The organism is Streptomyces tuirus (genome assembly GCF_014701095.1).
Classification (GTDB): Bacteria; Actinomycetota; Actinomycetes; order Streptomycetales; family Streptomycetaceae; genus Streptomyces; species Streptomyces tuirus.
Genome location: NZ_AP023439.1, coordinates 4981403 through 5003311, shown reverse-complemented (window position 1 = coordinate 5003311; position 21909 = coordinate 4981403). Strand labels below are relative to the sequence as shown.

The 21909-nt window shown below is 71.4% G+C and carries 22 protein-coding genes; 10 read left to right on the top strand and 12 right to left on the bottom strand.

What is annotated here, in order from left to right; all coding sequences use genetic code 11:
* The first annotated feature begins 31 nt into the window (after positions 1 to 31).
* The gene (locus IGS69_RS23150) at positions 32 to 916 is read left to right on the top strand and encodes an alpha/beta fold hydrolase (RefSeq protein WP_190902452.1); all 885 of its coding nucleotides are present in this window, start codon (positions 32 to 34) and stop codon (positions 914 to 916) included.
* A 127-nt stretch (positions 917 to 1043) separates the two neighbouring features.
* Here IGS69_RS23150 and IGS69_RS23145 read toward each other — a convergent pair whose 3' ends face one another.
* The gene (locus IGS69_RS23145) at positions 1044 to 1937 is read right to left on the bottom strand and encodes an NYN domain-containing protein (RefSeq protein WP_190902451.1); all 894 of its coding nucleotides are present in this window, start codon (positions 1935 to 1937) and stop codon (positions 1044 to 1046) included.
* A gap of 224 nt (positions 1938 to 2161) precedes the next feature.
* Between IGS69_RS23145 and IGS69_RS23140 the strand changes: the two genes are divergently transcribed.
* Both IGS69_RS23140 and IGS69_RS23135 read left to right on the top strand, forming a co-directional pair.
* Complete coding sequence (locus tag IGS69_RS23140; RefSeq protein ID WP_190902450.1) at positions 2162 to 2314, top strand: hypothetical protein; 153 nt, start codon at positions 2162 to 2164, stop codon at positions 2312 to 2314.
* 152 nt (positions 2315 to 2466) lie between these two features.
* Positions 2467 to 4584, top strand: coding sequence for a trypsin-like serine peptidase (locus tag IGS69_RS23135; RefSeq protein WP_190902449.1), 2118 nt, complete (start codon positions 2467 to 2469; stop codon positions 4582 to 4584).
* A 9-nt stretch (positions 4585 to 4593) separates the two neighbouring features.
* Here IGS69_RS23135 and IGS69_RS23130 read toward each other — a convergent pair whose 3' ends face one another.
* From IGS69_RS23130 to IGS69_RS23120, 3 genes are all read right to left on the bottom strand, one after another.
* On the bottom strand, positions 4594 to 5199 hold the full coding sequence (locus IGS69_RS23130) for a MarC family protein (RefSeq protein ID WP_086562955.1): 606 nt from the start codon (positions 5197 to 5199) through the stop codon (positions 4594 to 4596).
* Positions 5200 to 5341: 142 nt separating this feature from the next.
* The gene (locus IGS69_RS23125; RefSeq protein WP_190902448.1) at positions 5342 to 6202 is read right to left on the bottom strand and encodes a PHP domain-containing protein; all 861 of its coding nucleotides are present in this window, start codon (positions 6200 to 6202) and stop codon (positions 5342 to 5344) included.
* Between the two features lie 192 nt (positions 6203 to 6394).
* A complete protein-coding gene (locus IGS69_RS23120; protein WP_190902447.1) occupies positions 6395 to 7036 on the bottom strand; it encodes a DUF6758 family protein in 642 nt (213 codons plus the stop codon).
* Positions 7037 to 7195: 159 nt separating this feature from the next.
* Here IGS69_RS23120 and IGS69_RS23115 point away from each other — a divergent pair, with 159 nt between their 5' ends.
* Positions 7196 to 8419 (top strand): MFS transporter, encoded by a 1224-nt coding sequence (locus tag IGS69_RS23115; protein WP_190902446.1) that lies wholly within the window; start codon positions 7196 to 7198, stop codon positions 8417 to 8419.
* Positions 8420 to 8449: 30 nt separating this feature from the next.
* Here IGS69_RS23115 and IGS69_RS23110 read toward each other — a convergent pair whose 3' ends face one another.
* Positions 8450 to 9034 (bottom strand): suppressor of fused domain protein, encoded by a 585-nt coding sequence (locus IGS69_RS23110; protein ID WP_190902445.1) that lies wholly within the window; start codon positions 9032 to 9034, stop codon positions 8450 to 8452.
* A gap of 455 nt (positions 9035 to 9489) precedes the next feature.
* Between IGS69_RS23110 and IGS69_RS23105 the strand changes: the two genes are divergently transcribed.
* The gene (locus IGS69_RS23105; RefSeq protein ID WP_190902444.1) at positions 9490 to 10608 is read left to right on the top strand and encodes a magnesium and cobalt transport protein CorA; all 1119 of its coding nucleotides are present in this window, start codon (positions 9490 to 9492) and stop codon (positions 10606 to 10608) included.
* A gap of 23 nt (positions 10609 to 10631) precedes the next feature.
* Positions 10632 to 11141, top strand: a complete 510-nt coding sequence (locus tag IGS69_RS23100; RefSeq protein WP_190902443.1) for a hypothetical protein — start codon at positions 10632 to 10634, stop codon at positions 11139 to 11141.
* Positions 11142 to 11145: 4 nt separating this feature from the next.
* Here IGS69_RS23100 and IGS69_RS23095 read toward each other — a convergent pair whose 3' ends face one another.
* Positions 11146 to 11901, bottom strand: a complete 756-nt coding sequence (locus tag IGS69_RS23095; RefSeq protein WP_385863487.1) for a hypothetical protein — start codon at positions 11899 to 11901, stop codon at positions 11146 to 11148.
* A gap of 225 nt (positions 11902 to 12126) precedes the next feature.
* On the opposite strand from IGS69_RS23095, the gene IGS69_RS23090 reads away from it, so the two are divergent.
* Genes IGS69_RS23090 through IGS69_RS23080 form a run of 3 tightly spaced genes read left to right on the top strand, consistent with a single transcriptional unit; the run spans position 12127 to position 15176 of the window.
* Positions 12127 to 13410, top strand: a complete 1284-nt coding sequence (locus IGS69_RS23090; RefSeq protein WP_190902442.1) for a magnesium transporter MgtE N-terminal domain-containing protein — start codon at positions 12127 to 12129, stop codon at positions 13408 to 13410.
* Positions 13400 to 13999, top strand: a complete 600-nt coding sequence (locus tag IGS69_RS23085; RefSeq protein ID WP_190902441.1) for a DUF1003 domain-containing protein — start codon at positions 13400 to 13402, stop codon at positions 13997 to 13999. The genes IGS69_RS23090 and IGS69_RS23085 overlap by 11 nt, the downstream gene beginning before the upstream one ends.
* 43 nt (positions 14000 to 14042) lie before the next feature.
* The gene (locus tag IGS69_RS23080) at positions 14043 to 15176 is read left to right on the top strand and encodes an Mrp/NBP35 family ATP-binding protein (protein ID WP_142159862.1); all 1134 of its coding nucleotides are present in this window, start codon (positions 14043 to 14045) and stop codon (positions 15174 to 15176) included.
* Positions 15177 to 15311: 135 nt separating this feature from the next.
* On the opposite strand, the gene IGS69_RS23075 is transcribed toward IGS69_RS23080, so the two are convergent.
* The 5 genes from IGS69_RS23075 to sigE all read right to left on the bottom strand — a co-directional run bounded on the left by IGS69_RS23075 (position 15312) and on the right by sigE (position 20647).
* The gene (locus IGS69_RS23075; protein WP_190902440.1) at positions 15312 to 15983 is read right to left on the bottom strand and encodes a hypothetical protein; all 672 of its coding nucleotides are present in this window, start codon (positions 15981 to 15983) and stop codon (positions 15312 to 15314) included.
* A 227-nt stretch (positions 15984 to 16210) separates the two neighbouring features.
* Positions 16211 to 16651: a sec-independent translocase gene (locus tag IGS69_RS23070; RefSeq protein WP_190902439.1), complete on the bottom strand. Its 441-nt coding sequence runs from the start codon at positions 16649 to 16651 to the stop codon at positions 16211 to 16213.
* A gap of 140 nt (positions 16652 to 16791) precedes the next feature.
* The gene (locus IGS69_RS23065; protein ID WP_190902438.1) at positions 16792 to 18705 is read right to left on the bottom strand and encodes a S1C family serine protease; all 1914 of its coding nucleotides are present in this window, start codon (positions 18703 to 18705) and stop codon (positions 16792 to 16794) included.
* A gap of 134 nt (positions 18706 to 18839) precedes the next feature.
* A complete protein-coding gene (locus IGS69_RS23060; RefSeq protein WP_190902437.1) occupies positions 18840 to 19877 on the bottom strand; it encodes an anti-sigma factor family protein in 1038 nt (345 codons plus the stop codon).
* Entirely contained in the window at positions 19874 to 20647 is a 774-nt protein-coding gene (sigE, locus tag IGS69_RS23055; protein WP_190902436.1) for an RNA polymerase sigma factor SigE, read from the bottom strand. The genes IGS69_RS23060 and sigE overlap by 4 nt, the downstream gene beginning before the upstream one ends.
* 162 nt (positions 20648 to 20809) lie before the next feature.
* On the opposite strand from sigE, the gene IGS69_RS23050 reads away from it, so the two are divergent.
* The gene (locus tag IGS69_RS23050; protein WP_269783204.1) at positions 20810 to 21508 is read left to right on the top strand and encodes an O-methyltransferase; all 699 of its coding nucleotides are present in this window, start codon (positions 20810 to 20812) and stop codon (positions 21506 to 21508) included.
* A 118-nt stretch (positions 21509 to 21626) separates the two neighbouring features.
* On the opposite strand, the gene IGS69_RS23045 is transcribed toward IGS69_RS23050, so the two are convergent.
* Positions 21627 to 21794: a DUF3117 domain-containing protein gene (locus IGS69_RS23045; RefSeq protein WP_003966491.1), complete on the bottom strand. Its 168-nt coding sequence runs from the start codon at positions 21792 to 21794 to the stop codon at positions 21627 to 21629.
* Positions 21795 to 21909 lie beyond the last annotated feature (115 nt).

The following is a 21909-nucleotide window of genomic DNA, read 5'->3' as shown; positions in this document are numbered from 1 at the left end:
CCCGCCCACCCCCACCCGCTACCCTCGCCCCGTGACCACCCACCCCCAGCCCGCCTTCCCCCCGCCCCCGGGCGCCCGCGCCTACCCCTTGCGCACCACACGCGGCGAGTTCGCCGTCGTCGACTCGGCGGCGTCGCCGGAAGCGGGTGCGCAGGCGCGGGGAGTCGTCCTGATGCTGCCCGGATTCACCGGCAGCAAGGAGGACTTCAGGCTGCTCCACGAGCCGCTCGCACAGCGCGGGTACCGGGTCGTCGCCGTGGACGGGCGGGGGCAGCACGAGTCGGTCGGCCCCCTGGACGACGAGTCCGCCTACGCCCAGCGGGAACTCGCGCGGGACGTGCTCGCGCAGGCCGAGGCGCTGGGTGGGCCCGTGCACCTCGTGGGGCATTCGCTCGGCGGGCAGATCGCCCGTGCGGCCGTGCTGCTCGACCACTCCCCGTTCATCTCGTTCACCCTGGTCTCGTCCGGCCCCGCGGAGATCTCCGTCTCCCAGCAGCAGCGCGTGAAGCTGCTGCGGGACGCGCTCGCCGTGCTGTCGATGGCGCAGGTGTGGGAGGCCATCCAGGCCATGGGACCGCCGGAGGAGGTCGGCGGGCCCGCCCGCGGCCCCGGCGACCAGGACCAGTTGCGCCGCCGCTGGCTGGGCCACAGCCCTGCCCAACTCCTCGCGACCGGACGCCAGTTGTGCACCGAGCCGGACCGCGTGGCCGAACTCGCCGCGGTCCCGCTGCCGTTCCACGTGCTGTCGGGCGCGCACGACGACACCTGGCCGGTGGCGATCCTGGACGACATGGCCCTGCGGCTGGACGCGCATCGCACGGTCATCACCGGAGCCGAGCACTCCCCCAACGCCGACCAGCCGCTCCCCACGGCCCACGCCCTCGCCGACTTCTGGGACGGCCTGGGTCGGATGTAGTCACCTGGCCGACGACGTCAGACCGATCCCGACGGCGTCAGACCGATCCCGACGACTACAGACCACTCCCCGCTCCCGACTACTCCGGCCCGCTCCCCGCTCCCGACGACTCCGGCCCGCTCCCCGCCTAGTACTGCGTTCGCAGATGCTCCCAGAAGCCGTCGCGCAGCGCCCGTCTGAGGTCCGCCTGGCCGCGCAGCGAGTACTGCAGGAGGCCCTCCGCCTCCACGAGCAGGTCCTGGTCCACCGACCCGGGCAGGTACGGATGCCCGGGCAGCAGCTCCATCAGCGTGTCCCGGCCGCGTGCCGCCAGCCACTTCGCGGCGATCTGCGCGCCCACGAACCGCACGTCCTCGCGGGTGGGCCGGTTCGCGGTCGTCTCATGGCCGGGGGCGGTGCGGCGGGAGACGTACGGCTTGAAGAAGTCGAGGTCGAAGGTGCGCTGGCTGTCGACCTCCCACAGGAGGGGCTCGGCCTGGTTGCGGCCCTCCGGCGCCTCGATGCCCCAGAGGTGGACCCGGGCGCCGTACCCCTGCGCCGCCTCCACCGCCGAGACCAGGTCCTCGTCGCCGCCGAGCAGGGCCGCGTCGCTGATGGCGCGGTGCCGGGCGAGGGACTCCAGGTCGGAGCGGATGAGCGAGTCGACGCCCTTCTGCTGGTTGTTGGCGTTGAGGTTGCCGAGGCGCACCTTGACGTCCGGCAGTTCCGCGATGGTCTGCTGCTCGGCCGTGTGGATGCGGCGCCGGGCACCGTCGTACCAGTAGACGCGCAGCAGCCGGCTGTCCGCGAAGATCGTGCGGGCCCTGTCGATGAGCGCGTCGATCAGGCCTTCGGCGTCGAGGTCGAAGGCGCGGCGGTCCTCCGTGCCGGCGACGAGGCGTCCCGCGGCCGCGTACAGATACCCGGCATCGACGAAGATCGCGTGGGTCGAGGGCGTCTTCGCCACCTCGGCGAGCATGCGCTGGAGCAGCTCGTTGGTGTGGTCGATGCGGGTGTGGAGGGCCGCGAGGTCGTCGTTCATCACCCCCATTGTCCCGGTGGTCACGCTGCGAACACAACCGGTCCCCGTCGGTCCCGTAACGACACTCTTACGAGTCAGTAATTAGCCGTTCGAAAAATTTCCTTAGCGTAGGGAATGTTTGACCCCCACATCTCTGTTGACCCATACGGAACACCTGGCACGGGCCTGGTGGCCGCACACAAGTAGTTCTCCTCAGGAGGATGACCAGACGAAGGGAGAAGCCCTTGCGCTTCGAAATCATGCGACTCGACGACGTCGACGGCACACCCGTGGACTCGACCGTTGTGGACGCCGCCTCCGTCAACCGCATCGTCCAGCAGGCGGCCGCCGTAGGGCAGCGCCTCTGGATCCGCCCGGCCGAGACCACGGCCTCATAACGCGCGCAGCTCTCCCGGACTTCGCATCTCCCAGACTTCGCAAGCCCCCGCCCGGCATCGGCCGTGCGGGGGCTTGTGATGTTGCGGACGTCCCTGGTCGGGGGCGTACTGGCCGTAGGGGGCAAGGCGCGAACGGAACAGGACGGTGGAGCATGTCGGTGACGGACCGGCCGCACGAGGAACTGCACCAGCAGGCCGCCGACGCGGCCGCGCGGCGCTACGAGGACTCGGCCACGGAACGCGAACGGGTCGAGGACCGGATGGCGGCCGGCGTGCGGTTCCCGGACTCCCCGGACGCGCTGGCGGTGCGCGCCGACCGGATCCTCGGCCGGGGTGGTCTGTCGCCCTCGGCGGTGGTGGCGGACATCCACCGCGAGGCCATGGACCTGCCGGACGCCAACGAGCGGATCATCGACCTGTCCAACGAGCTCCAGGCCTGGAGCTTCCTGCCGCGCGGGGTCCGTGCCGGAGCCACGGTCGCCCGGATCACCCTGCGGCGCAACGGCCGGGAGCTGCCGCACGGCACCGGCTTCCTGGTCTCGCCGCGGCTGCTGATGACCAACCACCACGTCCTGCCCGACGAAGCCTTCGCCCGCACCTGCTTCGCCGAGTTCAACGCCCAGGTCACGGCCGACAACCTGCCCGACACCGTCGTCCGGATGGAGCTCGACCCCGGGACGTTCTTCGCCGCGGACCGGCGGCTCGACTTCGCCCTGGTCGCGGTGAAGCCCGCCCAGGACGGCCCCGCCCCGGGCGAGATCTTCGGCTGGAACCGGCTGAGCGTGCAGACCGGCAAGCTGGTGCTCGGCGAGAAGGTGAACATCATCGGCCACCCCTCGGGGCGGCTGAAGGAGATCGCGCTGCGTGACAACGCGGTGCTGGTCCGGCTGGACGACTTCGTCCACTACACGACCGACACCGAACCGGGGAACTCCGGCTCCCCCGTCTTCAACGACCAGTGGGAGGTCGTGGCGCTGCACCACAGCGGCGTGCCGAAGAAGGACGACCAGGGCCGCGTCCTGCGCAAGGACGGCCGGCCCTGGCAGCAGGGCGACGGCGACGACGCCATCGAGTGGGTCGCCAACGAGGGCATCCGGATCAGCTCGATCCTGAAGCACCTGGCCGGGCTGGGCCTCGACCCGGCTCGGCGTGCCCTGCTGGCCGAGATGGGCCCGGACGCCGGCCTGGACCAGACCATGGCCACCGCACCGGCCGTCCCCGCTGCGGCCCCCGGGGCCCGGCCCGAGCGGCCGAGCGCGGTAGCGGGCGCGGTACCGGGCGTCACGACCCCGCCGGTCCCCGGGGTGCCGGTGACGGTCCCGATCACCGAGAGCGAGACCGGGGCCCAGCGGCCCAGGGTCGGGCTCCGGGCCCGCAGCACCGCCTTCGGCGGCCGTCGGCACCTGGTCTTCCTGCACGGCCGGGCCCAGCAGGAGAAATGCCCCGACGAACGCCGCCGGTCCTGGACGGCCGGCCTGAACCGCGGGCTCACCCTCGCGTCGATGCCCACGCTCGACCCGCAGGACGTGTGGTTCCCGTTCTACGGCACGAGACTGCACGGCCTCGTGAGCGGCAGGGAGAGCACGGCGGAGCCCATCGGCCTCGACCGGGTGAGCGCCGCCGCTGCCGCCGAGGTGTTCGCCGCGGAGTCCCCCACGGGTTCCTACGAGCAGCTGCTCTACGAGGCGGCCGCCCGGGCCGGCATGCCCCAGAACGGTCCGGCCTCCACCGAGGGCTTTGGTTCGGGTCTGGTCGGGGCGCTGCACCGGCCGCTGAGCTGGCTGGCCGCCCGGTCCGACCTGGACGAGTGGACCATCGCCACGTTCCTGCGGGACGTCGACCTGTACCTCGGCGACAGCGCCGTGCGGCAGGCGGTGCTGGACTGCGTCATGGAGACGATGCCGACCAGCGGCGAGCTGGTGCTGGTCACGCACAGCCTGGGCACGGTCGTGGGCATGGACCTCCTGAACCGGCTCCCGGAGGGCCTCGACCCCGTCCTGCTGGTCACCGCGGGCAGCCCGCTCGGCCTGGACGGTGTCAACGAGCGGCTTCTGACCCGGGGCCCGCACCAGCCGCCCCGGGTGCGTGACTGGGTGAACGTCTGGTGCCCCACCGACGCGGTGGCCATCGGCTGCCCCCTGGAGGACGAACGGTGGGGGAAGCTCACCCAGCCGCCCGTCACCAACGGCCGCGACCGCGCGCACGACATCGAGGAGTACCTCGGCCACCCCGAGGCGGCCCAGGAGATCGGCGGCATCCTGAGGCCCTGACGGGGATCGTCAGCTCCCCTGGATCACCTGTGTGACGCCGTTGATGATCTGCTGCACGGCGATCGCGGAGAGCATCATGCCGGCCAGACGGGTCACCAGGACCACACCGCCGTCCTTGATGATCCGGATGATCACCAGCGAGTAGCGCATCACCAGCCACAGCACGACGTGGATGGCGAGGATCGCGGTCCACACGGACACCTGGGTGGCGACGCTGTGGGCCTTCTGCACGGCGAGGATGACCGACACGATCGCGCCGGGCCCGGCCAGCAGCGGCATGCCCAGCGGCACGAGGGCGACGTTCACGTCCTTGGTCTGCTTCGGCTCGTCGGTCTTCCCGGTGAGCAGATCCAGCGCGATCAGCAGAAGCAGCAGACCGCCCGCGATCATCAGCGCGGGCACGGACACGTGCAGATAGTTCAGGATCTGGTGCCCGAGGAGCCCGAACACGGTGATCACACCACCGGCGACACAGACGGCCTGGAAGGCCATCCGCTTCTGCACCTTGCCGGGGCGGCCGGCGGTGAGCGCGAGGAAGATCGGCGTGATCCCGGGGGGATCCATGATGACGAAGAGGGTCAGGAACAGGGAGCCGAAGACGGCGAGGTCGAACATGAGTGAGCCTTGCGGGATTGCTGAAACGCGCGGTGGGCAGCAGCGAGCCGCGACCGCTGTGGGCGGGCGTTCCGCACGGCGGAACGGATGGGCACAGCCGGCGACACCGGGTGCCTGAAAAGAGATCCGGGCGAGAGAAAGCTCAGTGAGCCCCGCCGGCTCCCGGCACGGGAAACGCCCCGAAGGCCCGCCGGGTGATCTCCCCGTACACCTCGGGATCGGTCGTGTACTCACCGAGCACGCACGTCTTGCGGCTGCCGTGGTAGTCCGACGACCCGGTCACGAGGAGCCCCAGCTCCTTGGCCAGCCCCCGCAGCCGCGCCCGGGTGTCCGCGTCGTGGTCCATGTGGTCGACCTCGAGGCCGTCCAGTCCGGCCGCGGCCATCTCGGCGATGGCGTCCTCCGGCACCGTGAGCCCCCGCTTGCTCGCCCCGGGGTGCGCGAACACCGCTACTCCGCCGGCGCCCTTGATCAGCCGGATGGCCTCGAGGGGGTCGGTCTCGTGCTTCTCCACGAAGACCCGGCCTCCGTCGGCGAGCCAGTCCTGTGTGAAGGCGTCGTTCACGGTGGGCACGACACCCAGCTCGACCAGCGCGCTCGCCACGTGCGGGCGTCCGACGGACCCGTCACCGGCGATCCGCGCCACCTGCTCCCACGTCACCGGCACACCCAGCTCCTGGAGCTTGGCGATCATCCCCTGGGCGCGCGGCACCCGGTCGTCCCGGACCAGCTCCCGCTCGGCGAGCAGCTGCGGCTCCTCGGCGTCGAAGAGGTAGGCCAGCATGTGCATGCTGATGCCGTCGATCCGGCAGGAGAGCTCGGCCCCGGTGACCAGCGTGACGCCCTCGGGCAGCGCGGCGATCGCCTCGGCGTGCCCGCGGGTGGTGTCGTGGTCGGTGAGTGCGATGACGTCCAGCCCGGTCGCGGCGGCCTTGCGCACCAGCTCGGCGGGCGAGTCCGTACCGTCGGAAGCGGTGGAGTGGGTGTGCAGGTCGATACGCACGACACGAGCTCCAGACACGGACGGCACGAACAGGGCTGCTCAAGGATAACCACACTTTCAACGCCCGATGTCACACCTGAAACAGACCAGCGCCCCCTACACCTGCGGCCCCGAAGGGGCGCGGGGAACTGCGCGACCGGCCACGGCGAATCCGCAGCCGCCGATGCCCCCGGACCGCCACCCCGGTAGGCATTACGGCTGAAGCAAGCGCGGCGACAACGCCCCGCAGGGCACCAGCTCCACCTCGGCCCCCGCCTCCCGCAGATCCGCCAGGACCAGCTCGTCGTACATCAGCAGCCCGGACTGCTCGGGCCACACCACGGCCCACAGCCACATCCCGAGTGCCTCACCCGCGAACACCGCCCGGTCCTCGGGCGCCCCGGCCACATGCCACAGCGGCGTGGGACGCCCGGCGGCCAGCACCTTCGCCTGGGGCGGCTTCTCGACGTTCATGTGCGGCCCCGGGTCGGGACCGTCCATGCCGGCGTAGCGCGCCCCGAGCCCGACCCCGAGCTCCTCGGCCACCAGGATCAGCTCACCCATGCCGCCGAGCGGCCCGGGTCCCGTGCAGGCGACGGCGGTCGCACGGCCGCCCGTGCGGTCGTCCCCGGCGCAGGCCACCCCCGTGAAGAGCCATCCCACGGGCAGCGGCCACGGCATCCACAGCGGCACCTGGGTGCGGTGCACCACGACATTGAGGGCATCGACGCTGGGCGGTATCACCGGCTGCACCGGGTGAACGGTGCCGTGCACATCGCACTGCCAGGAATCGGAGAAGAGGCCGGGAGCCCTGACCCGGCCACCGCACTTCGGGCAACTGGGTTCGCCCCTCATAGGGCCCCACGGTCCTACCCCCGCCCCGCCGCGTCAAGGACGATCACCCATCCGGAGGGAACCCCTCACCACCCACACTAGATGCATCTTGCATTAATTAGCTCGGCTAACTTAATGCGTGTATACACCAACTATCTATGTCTCGGGAAAGGGCACGCAATGGACCCCTTCGACGCCGGATCGGGCGGCCTCCTGAAGCAGCCCACGTCCGTGTGGGCCACCGCCGGGGCAGCGGTCGTCGCCTTCATGGGCATCGGGCTCGTCGACCCGATCCTGCCGTCCATCGCCCAGGGCCTGAACGCCACGGCGAGCCAGGTCTCCCTGCTCTTCACCTCGTACTTCCTCATCACCGCCGTCGCGATGCTGGTCACCGGCTTCGTCTCCAGCCGGATCGGCGGGAAGAAGACGCTGCTGCTCGGCCTCGCGTTCGTCGTGGTGTTCGCCGGGCTCGCGGGCACCTCCGGATCCGTCGGCGAACTGGTGGGTTTCCGGGCCGGATGGGGCCTCGGCAACGCGCTGTTCGTCTCGACGGCGCTCGCCGTCATCGTCGGCGCGGCGGCCGGCGGCAGCGCCGCGGCGATCCTGCTGTACGAGTCGGCCCTCGGCCTCGGCATGGCCTGCGGCCCGCTGCTGGGCGCCCTGCTCGGCGACGCCAGCTGGCGCTATCCGTTCTTCGGCACGGCGTTCCTGATGGCCGTCGGCTTCCTGTGCATCACGGTGTTCCTGAAGGAGCAGCCGAAGCCGGCCCGCAAGACCTCGCTGCTGGACCCCCTCAAGGCCCTCGGCCACGGCGGGCTCGCCTCCGCGGCGGTCTCGGCGTTCTTCTACAACTACACGTTCTTCACCGTGCTGGCCTTCACGCCGTTCGTACTGGACATGAGCCCGTACCGGTCGGGTGCGGTGTTCTTCGCCTGGGGTGTGCTGCTCGCCGTCTTCTCGGTGATCGTGGCACCCCGGCTCCAGAAGCGGTTCGGATCGCTGAAGGTGCTCGGCGGCTCGCTGGTGCTGCTCGCGGCCGACGTGCTGGTGCTCGGCTACGGCTCCCACACGACCGCCGTCGTCTGCACGATCCTGTCCGGTGCCTTCATCGGTGTGAACAACACCGTCTACACCGAGCTGGCCCTCGGCGTCTCGGACGCGCCCCGGCCGGTGGCGAGCGCGGGCTACAACTTCGTGCGCTGGTTCGCGGCGGCGGCCGCTCCGTACTTCGCGCCGAAGATCGAGGAGTGGACCGACCTCCACATCCCGTTCGTGGTGGCGGCGCTCACCGCGGTCGCGGGCGCGGCCGTGGTCGTCGTACGGCGCAAGGCCCTCACCGACGAGGCCGAGGAGCTGGAGCCGAAGCACGCGACCGAGGACGGCGTCACCGTGTTCGCCAACTGACGCCCCGTGGGCTGGTGTTGGTGACCTTGCTCACTCCAGCGGGACGGACCTCCGGGACGGATCCCGCAGGTCCGTCCCCTGGTTCAGCCACCGCTCCTGAAGTGCCTGCGCGCCGTGCACCCGCTTCCAGGCGGCCTCGTTCGGGGTCATCGGCAGCAGCGGCAGGAAGCGCACCGGGTCGAGGGGTTCGTCGAGCTCCAGGTCCTCCACCAGACCGCCCGGCTCGGCGACCAGGACCGAGGTGAACGGGGCGCCGGGCCACAGCGGCTCACCGACGTCGAGGGAGGCACCGGGGGCCACGACCAACCCCTCCACCTGCGGAGACGCGGCGAGCACGGCGAGCGGCCGGAGCACCTTGTCGGTGTCGGCGATCCCGGTGCGGACCGAGAGCACCAGCTCGGCGCGCGGGCCCTTGACCGGGTCGGCGACCACCGACGTGGGGTCCGTCATGGGGTGCGCGGACATGCCGAGCGAGGCGTAGCGGGCGATGCCGCCCTCCTGGAAGCGGAGCACCTCGATACGGTCCGTGCCGAGGAAGGTGACCGCCGCCCGCGCGTCCGGTTCGCCCAGTGCGGTGCGCAACCGGGCTTCGACCAGAGGAAGAACATCTGCCATGCGGCGAGCATAGAACTCGCCAGTAGCGGGCAAAGCAGCACCTTGACAGTTGTGTCGGCTGCTACTCTTGCCCGGTGGTTCGGGGCAGCACGCAGAAGCGTCGCGATCAAGCCCCGACGCCGAAGGAACTCCCTTACGAGGGACCGGCCGGAGGAGGTGGGGCTGCAATGGATCGAAGTCGACCGTGCAGTAGCACCACGCTCTTCGCGCCGCCGATGTAGCTGCTTCTGTCTCTGGCTGCCACCTCTCGCACTCGCTTCACCGCGGAAGAGCGCTTCGTTTCGCTTTGCCTGATCTGCCTCAGTAGCTGAATCAGTGACGAAACCGGCCACCGCGACGGTGCGGTGCTCCCCGCTTTGTGGACGTGCCAAACATCCGTAGTCACTACGTCCTCATTCCGGGTGGTTCCACCCGTCGCCGGCGCCGTTCGTCGCACGCCCGCGAAGGAGCCCGCCATGTCGATGATCCGCGACCTGCGCGCCGCAGTCGTCCGTCCGTCCCGCGTGTCGCTGCGCAAGGACGGCGGGACGTACGACACCACCCGCAGCCCCGCGGCCGCCTCGGCCGTCGTCGACTGCGCCGTCTACCGGGACGGCCGCCGCATCGAGACCGAGACCGCCCTGACCCCGCACGAGGCGGTGCGCCTGGTGCGCCGCGACGGGGGATTCGTGTGGATCGGCCTGCACGAGCCGACGGAGGCCGAATTCTCCGGCATCGCCAGTGAGTTCGGACTGCACCCGCTGGCCGTGGAGGACGCCGTCCAGGCCCACCAGCGGCCCAAGCTGGAGCGCTACGACGACTCCCTCTTCACGGTCTTCAAGACCATCCACTACGTCGAGCACGACCAGCTCGACGCCAACAGCGAGGTCGTCGAGTCCGGCGAGGTCATGTGCTTCACCGGACGGGACTTCTTCATCACCGTCCGGCACGGCGGACAGGGCTCCCTGCGGGCCCTCAGGCACCGCCTCCAGGACGACCCCGAGCTGCTCGCCAAGGGCCCCTCGGCCGTGCTGCACGCCATCGCGGACCACGTCGTCGACGGGTACATCGCCGTCGCCGACGCGGTGCAGGACGACATCGACGAGGTGGAGACCGAGGTGTTCTCCCCCGGCCGCAAGGGCTCCCCGCGCGGTTCGGACGCCGGCCGGATCTACCAACTCAAGCGCGAGGTGCTGGAGTTCAAGCGGGCCGTGTCGCCCCTGCTGCGGCCCATGCAGCTGCTGAGCGAGCGGCCGATGCGGCTGGTCGACCCCGACATCCAGAAGTACTTCCGGGACGTCGCCGACCACCTGGCCCGCGTCCAGGAGCAGGTCCTCGGCTTCGACGAGCTGCTCAACTCCATCCTCCAGGCCAACCTCGCGCAGGCCTCCGTCGCCCAGAACGAGGACATGCGCAAGATCACCTCCTGGGCCGCGATCATCGCCGTGCCGACCATGGTGTGCGGCGTGTACGGCATGAACTTCGACCACATGCCGGAGCTGCACTGGCGGTACGGCTACCCGGTGATCCTGGGCTTCACGGTCGTCGTCTGTCTCGGCATCCACCGCACGCTGAAGCGGAACGGCTGGCTGTGAGCGGCCTGGTTAGGCTGAGCCCCATGACAAGCGAGCTGCTCGACCAGGCCCTCGTCGAGGAGGCCACGAAGAAGTCCGGCCTCGTCTGGGTCCAGGGCCCCGACGGCCCGGCGCGTGCCCTGTGGCACGTGTGGCACGAGGGTGCCGCGTGCCTGGTCGGCGACGGGCCGGGCGAGCAGCCGCTGCCGGGTCTTGCCGACGGCGCCGAGGCGAAGGTGACGGTCCGCAGCAAGGACAAGGGCGGCCGGCTGGTCACCTGGACGGCGCGGGTCGCCGAGCTCGCGCCGGGCTCCGAGGCGTGGGACGCGGCGGTCGCCGAGCTCAAGGGCAAACGGCTGAACGCCCCCGACGGCGAGGCCATGCCCGGACGCTGGGCCCGCGAGTGCCGGGTGCTGCGCCTGGAACCGACCGGGGCGACGGCGCCGCTGCCCGACGGCTCCCTGTCCGAGCCTCCCCTGCCGTCCCCGGCGCTCACCCGCCGACCGGTCCCGGCCGGTCTGCCCCGCCTGCTGAAGAAGCGCAAACGGGCCTGACGGCCTACGACGCCGGCAGCTGCTTGCCGTAGTCCACCGTCTCGTTCTTCTCCGGCTCCCTGAGGGAGAAGTCCTCGCCCCAGCCGGAGAACGTGAGGGTGCCCGCCCCGCCGGCCCGCTCCAGGCGCAGCGGGTACGGCTTGCCCTCGAGGGAGACCTCCAGGGTGCCGCCGGAGCCCTTGTCACCGGTGACGCGGATGGTGCGCACGCCCGCCTCCTCGTCGTGGCCGTCCGTCGCGAGCGTCCCGTGCAGGGTCAGCAGACTGTCGAGGAGGAGACCCTTGTCCGTGAATCCGCTGAACTTCTTGTACGAGGGGTCGCCCTGCGGCACCTTCACGTACTTGCCGCCGAGCTTGGAGGCCGCCGCCGCGTCCCCCTTGCCGCTGTCGCCCTTGCCGTCGCCATGAGCCCAGAACTCGGCGTCCGCCTTGACGTAGAGCTGCTCGCCGATGCGCAGCAGCTTGAAGGTCGCGCCCTCGGAGGTGACCGAACCGTCGCCGCCGTCGTCCTTCAGCCGCACGTCGAGCGCGTAGGTCCGCCCGCCGCTGACGACGTTGCCGTGCAACCGGACCGCCCCGGCGGATTCGGCGGCCGAGCGGGTCTTGCCCTGGATCTTGGCGGCGGGGAGTCTGCCGACCCCGTTGGTGCCCTCGTTCGGATCCTCCGCGCAGCCGGTGAGCACCGTTCCCGTCACGAGCAGCGCGCACATCGCGCCGGCGAGAGCGGCACCGCGGCCACAGTTCTGGCGAATCGGAGTCACAGGTGGGGCTGCCTCTCTGACGGGAGACCTGAACGGCGTACCGCAGGGTACCGGGCTCGTACAGGCAGTTCGGAGCCAGTCCGTCCGGACCGCCCGCCGACGCGTCACCGATCGGGACGGGCTAGCCTGAAGCCCACCCGAGCGGGCAATTCGGAAGACACAGGCACAAAGAAAGCCATCCACACAGCCACCACGAACCACCCCGCACGAAAAGGAGCCGCGGCCATGGCAGCGGGCGCCCCCCGGATCTTCGTATCGCACCTCCAAGGTGTCGCCGTCTTCGACCCAGCCGGCGACCAGGTGGGGCGGGTGCGCGATCTGGTCGTCATGCTGCGGGTGGGGCAGCGCCCCCCGAGGCTGCTCGGCCTCGTCGTCGAACTCGCCAACCGCCGCCGGATCTTCCTGCCGATGACCCGGGTCACCGCCATCCAGTCCGGCCAGATCATCACCACCGGCGTGCTCAACGTGCGGCGCTTCGAGCAGCGGCCCACCGAGCGGCTGGTCTTCGGGGAGCTGCTGGACCGGCGTGTGACGCTCACCGAGACCGGCGAGGAGGTCACCGTCCTCGACCTGTCGGTGCATCAGCTGCCGGCCCGCCGGGAGTGGGAGATCGACCGGGTCTTCGTCCGCAAGGGCAAGAAGGGCGGTGCCTTCCGGCGCGCCAAGGGCGAGGCGCTGACCGTCGAGTGGACCGCCGTCACCGGGTTCTCCCTGGAGGAGCAGGGCCAGGGCGCCGAGAACCTGCTCGCCACGTTCGAGCAGCTGCGCCCCGCCGACCTGGCCAACGTCCTGCACCACCTCTCCCCCAAGCGCCGGGCCGAGGTCGCCGCCGCCCTCGACGACGACCGGCTCGCCGACGTGCTGGAGGAGCTGCCCGAGGACGACCAGATCGAGATCCTCGGCAAGCTGAAGGAGGAGCGCGCCGCCGACGTCCTGGAGGCCATGGACCCGGACGACGCGGCCGACCTGCTGGGCGAGCTGCCGACGGACGAGCAGGAGCGGCTGCTGAGCCTGATGCAGCCCGGCGACGCGGCCGACATGCGGCGCCTGATGTCGTACGAGGACCGCACGGCGGGCGGTCTGATGACCACCGAGCCGATCGTGCTGCGCCCGGACGCCACCGTCGCCGACGCCCTGGCCCGCGTCCGCAACGCCGACCTCTCCCCCGCCCTGGCCGCCCAGGTCTACGTCTGCCGGCCCCCGGACGAGACGCCGACCGGCAAGTACCTGGGCACGGTCCACTTCCAGCGCCTGCTGCGCGAACCACCGCCCTCCCTGGTCAGCTCCATCCTGGACAACGACCTCCAGCCGCTCGACCCGGAGGCGGACCTTCCTGCCATCGCCGGCTTCTTCGCCACGTACGACATGGTCGCTGCGCCCGTCGTCGACGAGGCCGGCTCGCTGCTGGGCGCGGTGACCGTGGACGACGTGCTCGACCACATGCTCCCGGAGGACTGGCGGGAGACGGAGTTCCACCTGGACGAGGAGGTGGCCACCGATGGCTCCTGAGCGCGAGAGCCTGCGCGACCGCACGCCGACGGGCGCCACGGCCGCCTCCCGGCCCCGCACCACCCGTCTCGACCAGCCGCTCCCGCGTCGGCGCCGGTTCCTGCCCGAGTACGACCCGGAAGCCTTCGGGCGCCTGTCGGAGCGCATCGCGCGCTTCCTGGGCACCGGGCGGTTCATCGTCTGGATGACGGTCGCCATCATCCTGTGGGTGGTGTGGAACGTCTTCGCGCCGAGCGGCCTGCGCTTCGACGAGTACCCGTTCATCTTCCTGACCCTGATGCTGTCCCTCCAGGCCTCCTATGCCGCCCCGCTGATCCTGCTCGCGCAGAACCGGCAGGACGACCGCGACCGGGTCAACCTGGAGCAGGACCGCAAGCAGAACGAGCGGTCGATCGCGGACACCGAGTACCTGACCCGCGAGATCGCCGCCCTGCGCATCGGCCTGGGCGAGGTCGCCACCCGCGACTGGATCCGCTCGGAGCTGCAGGACATGGTCAAGGAGATGGAGGAACGGCACAACGGCCACCGGCACGACCCCGTCGTATTCCCGGCGGAACGGTCACGGGGACGTGACGCAGACGACCGCTGAGACGCTTTCCTACGCACCGGTACAGCGCCGTACCATCGTCCTTATGGCTACGGAAGACGCGGTGCGCGAGGCACTGGCGACGGTGAACGACCCCGAGATCCACAAGCCCATCACCGAACTCGGGATGGTCAAGTCGGTGGAGATCGGCGCGGACGGGGCGGTCGCGGTCACCGTGTACCTCACGGTCTCGGGCTGCCCGATGCGGGACACGATCACGCAGCGCGTGACCGACGCGGTGTCCGCCGTCGAGGGCGTCACCCGCGTCGACGTCACGCTCGATGTGATGAGCGACGAGCAGCGCAAGGAGCTGGCGTCCGCCCTGCGCGGCGGCCAGACCGAGCGCGAGGTCCCCTTCGCCAAGCCGGGCAGCCTGACCCGCGTCTACGCGGTCGCCTCCGGCAAGGGCGGCGTCGGCAAGTCCTCGGTGACGGTCAACCTGGCGGCCGCGATGGCCGCCGACGGCCTCAAGGTCGGTGTCGTCGACGCCGACATCTACGGCCACTCCGTGCCGCGCATGCTGGGCGCCGACGGCCGTCCCACCCAGGTCGAGAACATGATCATGCCGCCGTCGGCGAACGGCGTGAAGGTCATCTCGATCGGCATGTTCACGCCGGGCAACGCCCCGGTCGTCTGGCGCGGCCCGATGCTCCACCGCGCCCTGCAGCAGTTCCTCGCGGACGTCTACTGGGGCGACCTGGACGTGCTGCTGCTGGACCTGCCGCCCGGCACCGGCGACATCGCGATCTCCGTGGCCCAGCTGGTCCCGAACGCCGAGATCCTGGTCGTGACGACTCCGCAGCAGGCGGCGGCCGAGGTCGCCGAGCGCGCGGGCTCCATCGCCGTCCAGACCCACCAGAAGATCGTCGGCGTGGTCGAGAACATGTCCGGCCTGCCCTGCCCGCACTGCGACGAGATGGTCGACGTCTTCGGCACGGGCGGCGGTCAGACGGTCGCCGACGGCCTCACCCGCACGACCGGCGCGAACGTCCCGGTCCTCGGCAGCATCCCCATCGACGTCCGTCTGCGCGAGGGCGGCGACGACGGCAAGCCGGTCGTCCTGTCCGACCCGGACTCCCCGGCGGGCTCGGCCCTGCGCGCGATCGCGGGCAAGCTGGGCGGACGGCAGCGGGGCCTGTCGGGCCTGTCGCTGGGGATCACTCCGAGGAACAAGTTCTGATCTGACGCGGGTGGCCGCGAGCGCCCTTCCTGGGGGCCGCGGGGAACTGCGCGACGGGCCACGACGCACCCGCGGTCGCCCACGGGGCCGTGGCACCACGGCGAAGGGGCGCCGAAACCCGGCGCCCCAGGGAGCTCACGCGTACGCGGCGATGTCCTTCACCACGGCGAAGCCGAGCCCGTACGCACTCATGCCCCTGCCGTACGCCCCGACGTGGACCCCCGACGAGGTGGACCCGGCCAGCACCCAGCCGAACTCGGACTCCCGGTAGTGGAACGCCGTCGGCACCCCGTCCACGGGCAGCGACAGCGTCGACCAGTCGTCCCCGTCGAGGTCGTCCGCCAGCACCCACGCCGTCTCGGTCTGCTGCTCCAGCCAGTCGTCCCGCAGCGTGTGGTCCATCTGCCCCGGCCAGGTGAAGGACAGCAGCCCCACCCCCGCGAGCCACGCCGCGGAGGACACCGACGTGGCTTCCAGGAGCCCCGTGCCGTCCGCCGTGCGCCGTGAGGGGTTCGCCGCCACGGTCACGACGACCGCGAACTTCTCCTTGGCGTCCTGGTCGCCCCCGGCGGCGTGCTCGTTGCGCACCGTGGGTTCGTCCCCGTGACCGATCGACCCGTGTTCCACGGCGCCGTCGGCCGTCGTACCGACCTGCATCAGCCAGCGCGGTCCCGTGAAGGCCTCGTCGAGGCCGTACCAGGGGAAGGCCGCACGCAGGTAGCCGTCGACCGTACGCCGGGCGGAGGAGAACTGTTGTCCACCCTCCGCGGCCGGCGTCTGCGCGACTGCCTGACTCGTCGTCTCCATGTGCCCGGACGCCTCCTCGCTCTAGTCGGACCGGAACGGCCCGCCCCCCTTCGGGCGTACTCGTCACGGTCCGCACAACAACTCGGCAGCATAGCCACACCGCTGCGAGCAGCAGGGAAACCGCCCGGCGCGTGGGCCGCACGGGCGCCCGGTTCAGGCCGTACACAGCCCGACCGGAGTATGAAACGCGTCACGCGCGCGGGGGCGTACGCCCCTGGGCGTGTCGCTCAGGTGGCGTCCGCGTCGAAAGGCGGCCGGTCGTCCGGGCCGGGCGCCTCCGGCTTCTTCGTCATGTCGATGCGGCCGCCTGACGACCCGGCGGCACCGGCGGGCGACGCGTCGGACTCACGGCTGTGGACGGCGTCGGTGACCTCGGCCATCTCCTTCTTCAGGTCGAAGCCGTTGCGGATCTCCTTGAGCCCCAGGTCCTCGTTGTCCAGCTGCTTGCGGATGAACGTCTTGGGGTTGAGGTCCTCGAACTCGAAGTCCTTGAACTCCGGGCCGAGTTCCTCCCGGATGTCGTGCTTGGCACTATCCGAGAACTCACGGATCTTCCGGATCGTGCGCGTCACGTCCTGGATGACCTTGGGGAGCTTGTCCGGACCGAAGACGAGCACGGCGAGGACGATGAGCGTCACCAGCTCGAGTGGTCCTATGTCATTGAACACCTGAAGCTCCTCGCGATGTCCTCGGTCCTCGGCCCTCGTGGTCGGTGCGGGTCTTGCCGTGGTCCGGGCCGGATCCACGGTACCCGGCGATCCCGTCCGACCGGTACTGCCCCGGGACGTCCGGGGGCGGGCGTCATGATTCAGCCACCCGACGATCCGAGGACCAGCGAGACCTTCCGCTCCTTGCCGCCGCGCTCGACGGTCAGCTCCAGCCGGTCGCCGGGGCGGTGCGCACGGGTCTTGACGATCAGTTCCTCACCGGAGTGCACCCGCCGGCCGTCGACCTCCGTGATGACGTCGCCCGATGTGATCCCGGCCTTGGCGCCCGGACCGCCCGCGGTGACCGGTGCTCCGCCCTCGCTGCCCTCGGTCGCGACGCGCGCGCCGTCGCCCGAGTAGTCCATGTCCAGGGTGATGCCGATGACCGGGTGGGTGGCCCTTCCGGTGTTGATCAGCTCTTCCGCGACGCGCTTGCCCTGATTGATGGGTATGGCGAAGCCGAGGCCTATCGAACCCGACCGGCTGCTGTCCTGTGTGGAGCCGCTGTCCGCCGAGCGGATGGCCGAGTTGATGCCGATGACCCGGGCCCGGGCGTCCAGCAGGGGACCGCCGGAGTTGCCGGGGTTGATGGGCGCGTCGGTCTGCAGCGCGTCGACGTACGACACGTCGCTGCCGTCGCCCTTCTCGCCGCCGGCCGTGATGGGCCGCTGCTTGGCGCTGATGATGCCGGAGGTGACCGTACCGGCCAGGTCGAAGGGGGCGCCGATGGCCACGACCGGGTCGCCGACCTGCACGTTGTCCGAGTTGCCGAGGGGCAGCGGGGTGAGTCCGCCGACGCCCTTCACCTTCACGACGGCGAGGTCGTAGCCGCTGTCCCGGCCGACGACCTCGGCCTGGGCGGTCTGCCCGCCGTTGAAGGTCACGGTGATCTCGCCGCCCGAGCCGCCGGGCTGCACGACGTGGTTGTTGGTCAGGATGTGCCCGCGGGTGTCGAGCACGAAGCCGGTGCCCGTGCCCTGCTCGCCGGAGCCGCTGACATGCAGGGTGACCACGCTGGGCAGCGCCCGCGCGGCGATCCCGGCCACACTGTCCGCGTCCCGCGCGGAGGCCTCTTTCCCGGCCTGCGGCAGCTCGACCGTCCCCACACCCCCGTTCCGCTCCAGATACGTCCCTACGGCGCCGCCGAAGCCCCCGGACACGAGCGCGAGCAGCACGGCTCCGAGCACCAGGGACTTCTTGCCGCGCTTGCGCCGCTGTTCCGTGCTGAGCACGGCGGCGCCGGTCTGCTGGAGAGGGCCGTGCCCCCCTGCGGCAGCGGGAGCCGCCCAGGGGTCGTAGCGCTGCCAGGGGTCGGGGGCGGGGGCGGGGGCGGGTGCCGGGGGCTCGGCGTGGAGCGGAGCGGCCGGGAGGGGCGCGGGGGCGCCGGGGGCAGCGGGGACAGTGGGGACAGCGGGCGGCGGCATCTCGGCGGACACGGTCGGGCTGCCCGGCATGGCTGGGCTGCCCGGCAGGGGCGGGTTGCCCAGCAGCGGCGGCTGCCCCGGTATCGCCACGCCCTGCACCGGAGCCGCCGGAGTCACCGCGGTCGCCGCGGTTGCCGCGGTCGCCGGGTGCTGGACGGGTGGCGCCGGTGCCCAGGGGCCCGGTTCGCCGTAGGGCGGGGTGCTGTACGGGTCGGGGTCGTGCAGCGGCTTGGGAGCTCCCCCGGCGGGTGCCGCGGAGACGACCGGGGCATCCTGTTCGGCCTCCCGGGCAGCGGGTACCGAGGCAGCGGCCTCCGCAGGTGCCTCGCCGGGGACGGTCGAGGCGGTCGAGGCGGTCGAGGCGGTCGAGGCGGCGGCAGGCGCCGCCTCGGGACGCCTCAGCTCGTAGTCACCGTCCCCGTCGGTCGGAGCCGTGGGACGGGCCAGCTCGAAATCGCCGTCACCGTCGGTCAGGTGCGCAGGGGCCGACGTCGGCTCCTGCGCCCCGCCCGTACCGTCCGGGCCCCCCGAAGGGTCCTGCGGCCGTGGACGGCTCCACCACTTCGCCTTCGTGGGCTTCCCCTCGTTCATGCTCTCCCCACAGCCGCGGCACGGCTCGTCGCGGTGGCCGCGGTTCGTCGAATCGGCGCCCGGCCAACACACCTCGGCGGCGGGCGACAACCCCCGGATTCAATCAGGTTCGCGGGCCGCTGCGCAGAGGCCGGTCAGTGAGCCGTGCCTGAGGAGGCGGAGGACGAGGGGGACGAGGTCGGGTCGGGCGGGGGCGCGGCGAACAGGGGAGCCGCCATCTCGGGAACCGACGACCATGAGGTCAGGGCGGCCGGTGTCGCCGCTTCGAGCGGTCGTATCAGCGGGGACATGACCGCGGCACCGGCCATCACCGGGGCGGTCAGCGCGTGCAGCGCCTGGTGCCGGGTGGCGGACGGCACCCCGGGCAGGAGCGGAGCGGACACCTCGGTCGGGGCGACCGGGGCGGGGCCGAGCATGTTCTGGCCGTGCACCTGTCCGAGCAGCGGCGCGGTCCGGCGGCGCTGGGATTCGGGCGGGGTCGCGGCACCGGTGCCCTGGGTGCGCATCGGTGTGACGTTGCTCCCCGTGCCCTGGCCGCCGCGGGCCTCCGTGTCGGCCGGGGTGATCGTGGTGACGCCGCCCAGCGCGATCGCGGCCAGGGAGACGGCACCGGCGGCCGCGAACGCGAACCGCAGCCGCGAGGAGGACCGGTCGCCGTCGGGCCGGCCGACGTCGTGGATGCGGAAACCCCTCCCCGGGGCTGGGCCGCGGTGGCCGGAGGGCAGACCGCCGGAGCCGGAGGGGAGACTCCGGTCTCCCGGGGAGGCGGACACCGGCAGGTGCGGCCGGGACGGCGCGTACCCGAAGTCGAACCGCTCAGCGCGCTTCACGCCGAAGGCGCCGGACGATCCGAACCGTCCGGACAGGCCTCCGGGCAGCCCTCCTCCGCCCGGCGGTGTGGCATCACCGTCCGGGCCGCCGCCCGCGGGTAGTCCCTGCAGGCGGGCCAGGAAGCTCTCGGACGGGGGCGGCGGGGCCGCCTCCGCGAAGACGTTCTTCAGCCGGCGCTGTGCGTCCACTTCCGCCTTGCACTTCGGGCAGGTGGCCACATGCGCCAGTACGCGCTCACGCGCGTCATGACCGAGCTCTCCGTCCACCAGGGCGGAGAGTCGGTCTCCCAGATGCTGCTCTGCGAGGTGACCCTCGGAGGCTTTCGGCCGAGATCCGCTCACGCGCTCGCGCCCCCTCCTCCCAGGGCCGGAACACGGGGCACGAAGGAGCGGCGCTCGGCACGCGCCTCCGGGGAGCGGTGCGCGAGTGCCTTGCGCAGCTGCGAGCGCCCACGGTGGATCCGCGAGCGGACCGTGCCGAGCTTGACCCCGAGGGTCGCGGCGATCTCCTCGTACGACAGTCCTTCGATGTCGCACAGGACGACCGCGGCGCGGAATTCGGGGGCGAGGGTGTCGAGGGCCTGCTGGACGTCCGCGTCGAAGTGCGCGTCGTTGAAGACCTGCTGCGGCGTGGGCTCCTTGCTGGGCAGGCGCTCGGCCGCGTCCTCGCCGAGCGCGTCGAAGCGGATGCGCTGCTTGCGGCGGACCATGTCCAGGAACAGGTTCGTGGTGATGCGGTGCAGCCAGCCCTCGAAGGTGCCGGGCGTGTAGGTCGACAGGGAGCGGAAGACGCGGACGAAGACCTCCTGCGTGAGGTCCTCCGCGTCGTGCTGGTTGCCGGTCAGACGGTAGGCGAGCCGGTAGACCCGGCCGCTGTGCGTGCTGACGATCTCCTCCCACGTGGGCGGAGTCCACGCCTGCCCGTCCGCGTCGGTGGTGAAGGTCGCGGTCTGGGCGAAGTCAGCGGCGTGACTGTGGTCAGCAGCGGTGTCGTTCACGGATGTCGGCCTGCCCGCCGGTCCGAGGAAGCGCCGGAGCACTCCTCCGCGATCCACAGGCGCAGCCGCACCTCCCCTGTCAGCTCTGGTGGTGTCCAGTGGAGCCCCTACCATAGCCACCTCGCCCGTTAGGACCGGATAAGCGGTTTTACGAGAATTTGATGTGGGTGGATACCCCTCGTACTGCTGCGTTGGCACTTGCTCGCCGATCCGATCCACCGCCCGCCCCCCGTCCCGGCCCGCGCCACTTGCTCATCCCTTTAAACGACCGGTCCCATCTGCGGGTTCCCGTGCCCAACGGATACAGTCACGCCCAGGCATTCACGGGGACAGGAGAGGGTCATTACCGGCAACCGGCAGACGAGCTGGGCGTTCGCCGACGCCTATGTCGCCGAGGACGAAGCGCTGCACTGGGCCCGGGACCGCGCCCGTGAGGCAGGGCTGCGCTCGGTGACGCCCGGCACGGGCGCCGCGCTGCGGTTGCTGGCCGCGTCGGTCGACGCGAAGGCCGTCGCGGAGATCGGGACGGGCTGCGGCGTCTCCGGGATCCACCTCCTGCACGGTATGCGGCCCGACGGCGTCCTGACGACCGTCGACCCCGAGCCCGAGCACCAGCAGTTCGCCCGGCAGGCCTTCCGCGCCTCCGGCTTCGCCAGCAACCGGGCCCGCTTCATCCCGGGCCGCGCCCTGGACGTGCTGCCGCGCCTCGCGGACGCCGGCTACGACCTGGTCTTCTGCGACGGTGACCGCCTGGAGGTCATGGACTACCTCGCTGAATCGTTGCGTCTGCTGCGCACCGGCGGGCTGGTCGTCTTCGAGGGCGCCTTCGCCAACGGCCGGACGGTCGACTCCGGGCCGCAGCCGACCGAGGTGCTGCGGCTGCGGGAGCTGCTGCGCGCGGTGCGCGAGAGCCAGGAGCTGGTGCCGTCCCTGCTGCCGGTGGGCGACGGGCTGCTGTGCGCGGTGAAACGCTAGGGCCGCACGCCGGCCGGGCGGGAGCCGGGGCAGCACGCGAGTGTCGTCGGTGAGAAAACAGCCGCCCCGGCACCACATGTGATGCCGGGGCGACTGAAAGGGTATGGTCGCTTGCGCGTCAGCCGACGACCTTCTTGAGGGCGTCGCCGAGCGCGTCGGCCTCGTCCGGGGTCAGCTCGACGACGAGCCGACCGCCGCCTTCGAGCGGAACGCGCATGACGATGCCCCGCCCCTCCTTGGTCACCTCGAGCGGGCCATCACCCGTTCGCGGCTTCATGGCCGCCATGCTCGTTCCCCTTCCTGAAACCCAGCTCATCGTCAAAGCCGACGGCCCCTGAGATGGGGACACGTGCGGTCCTTGTGGCAGGACACGCGACACCGGCATCGAACACATTGCTTCC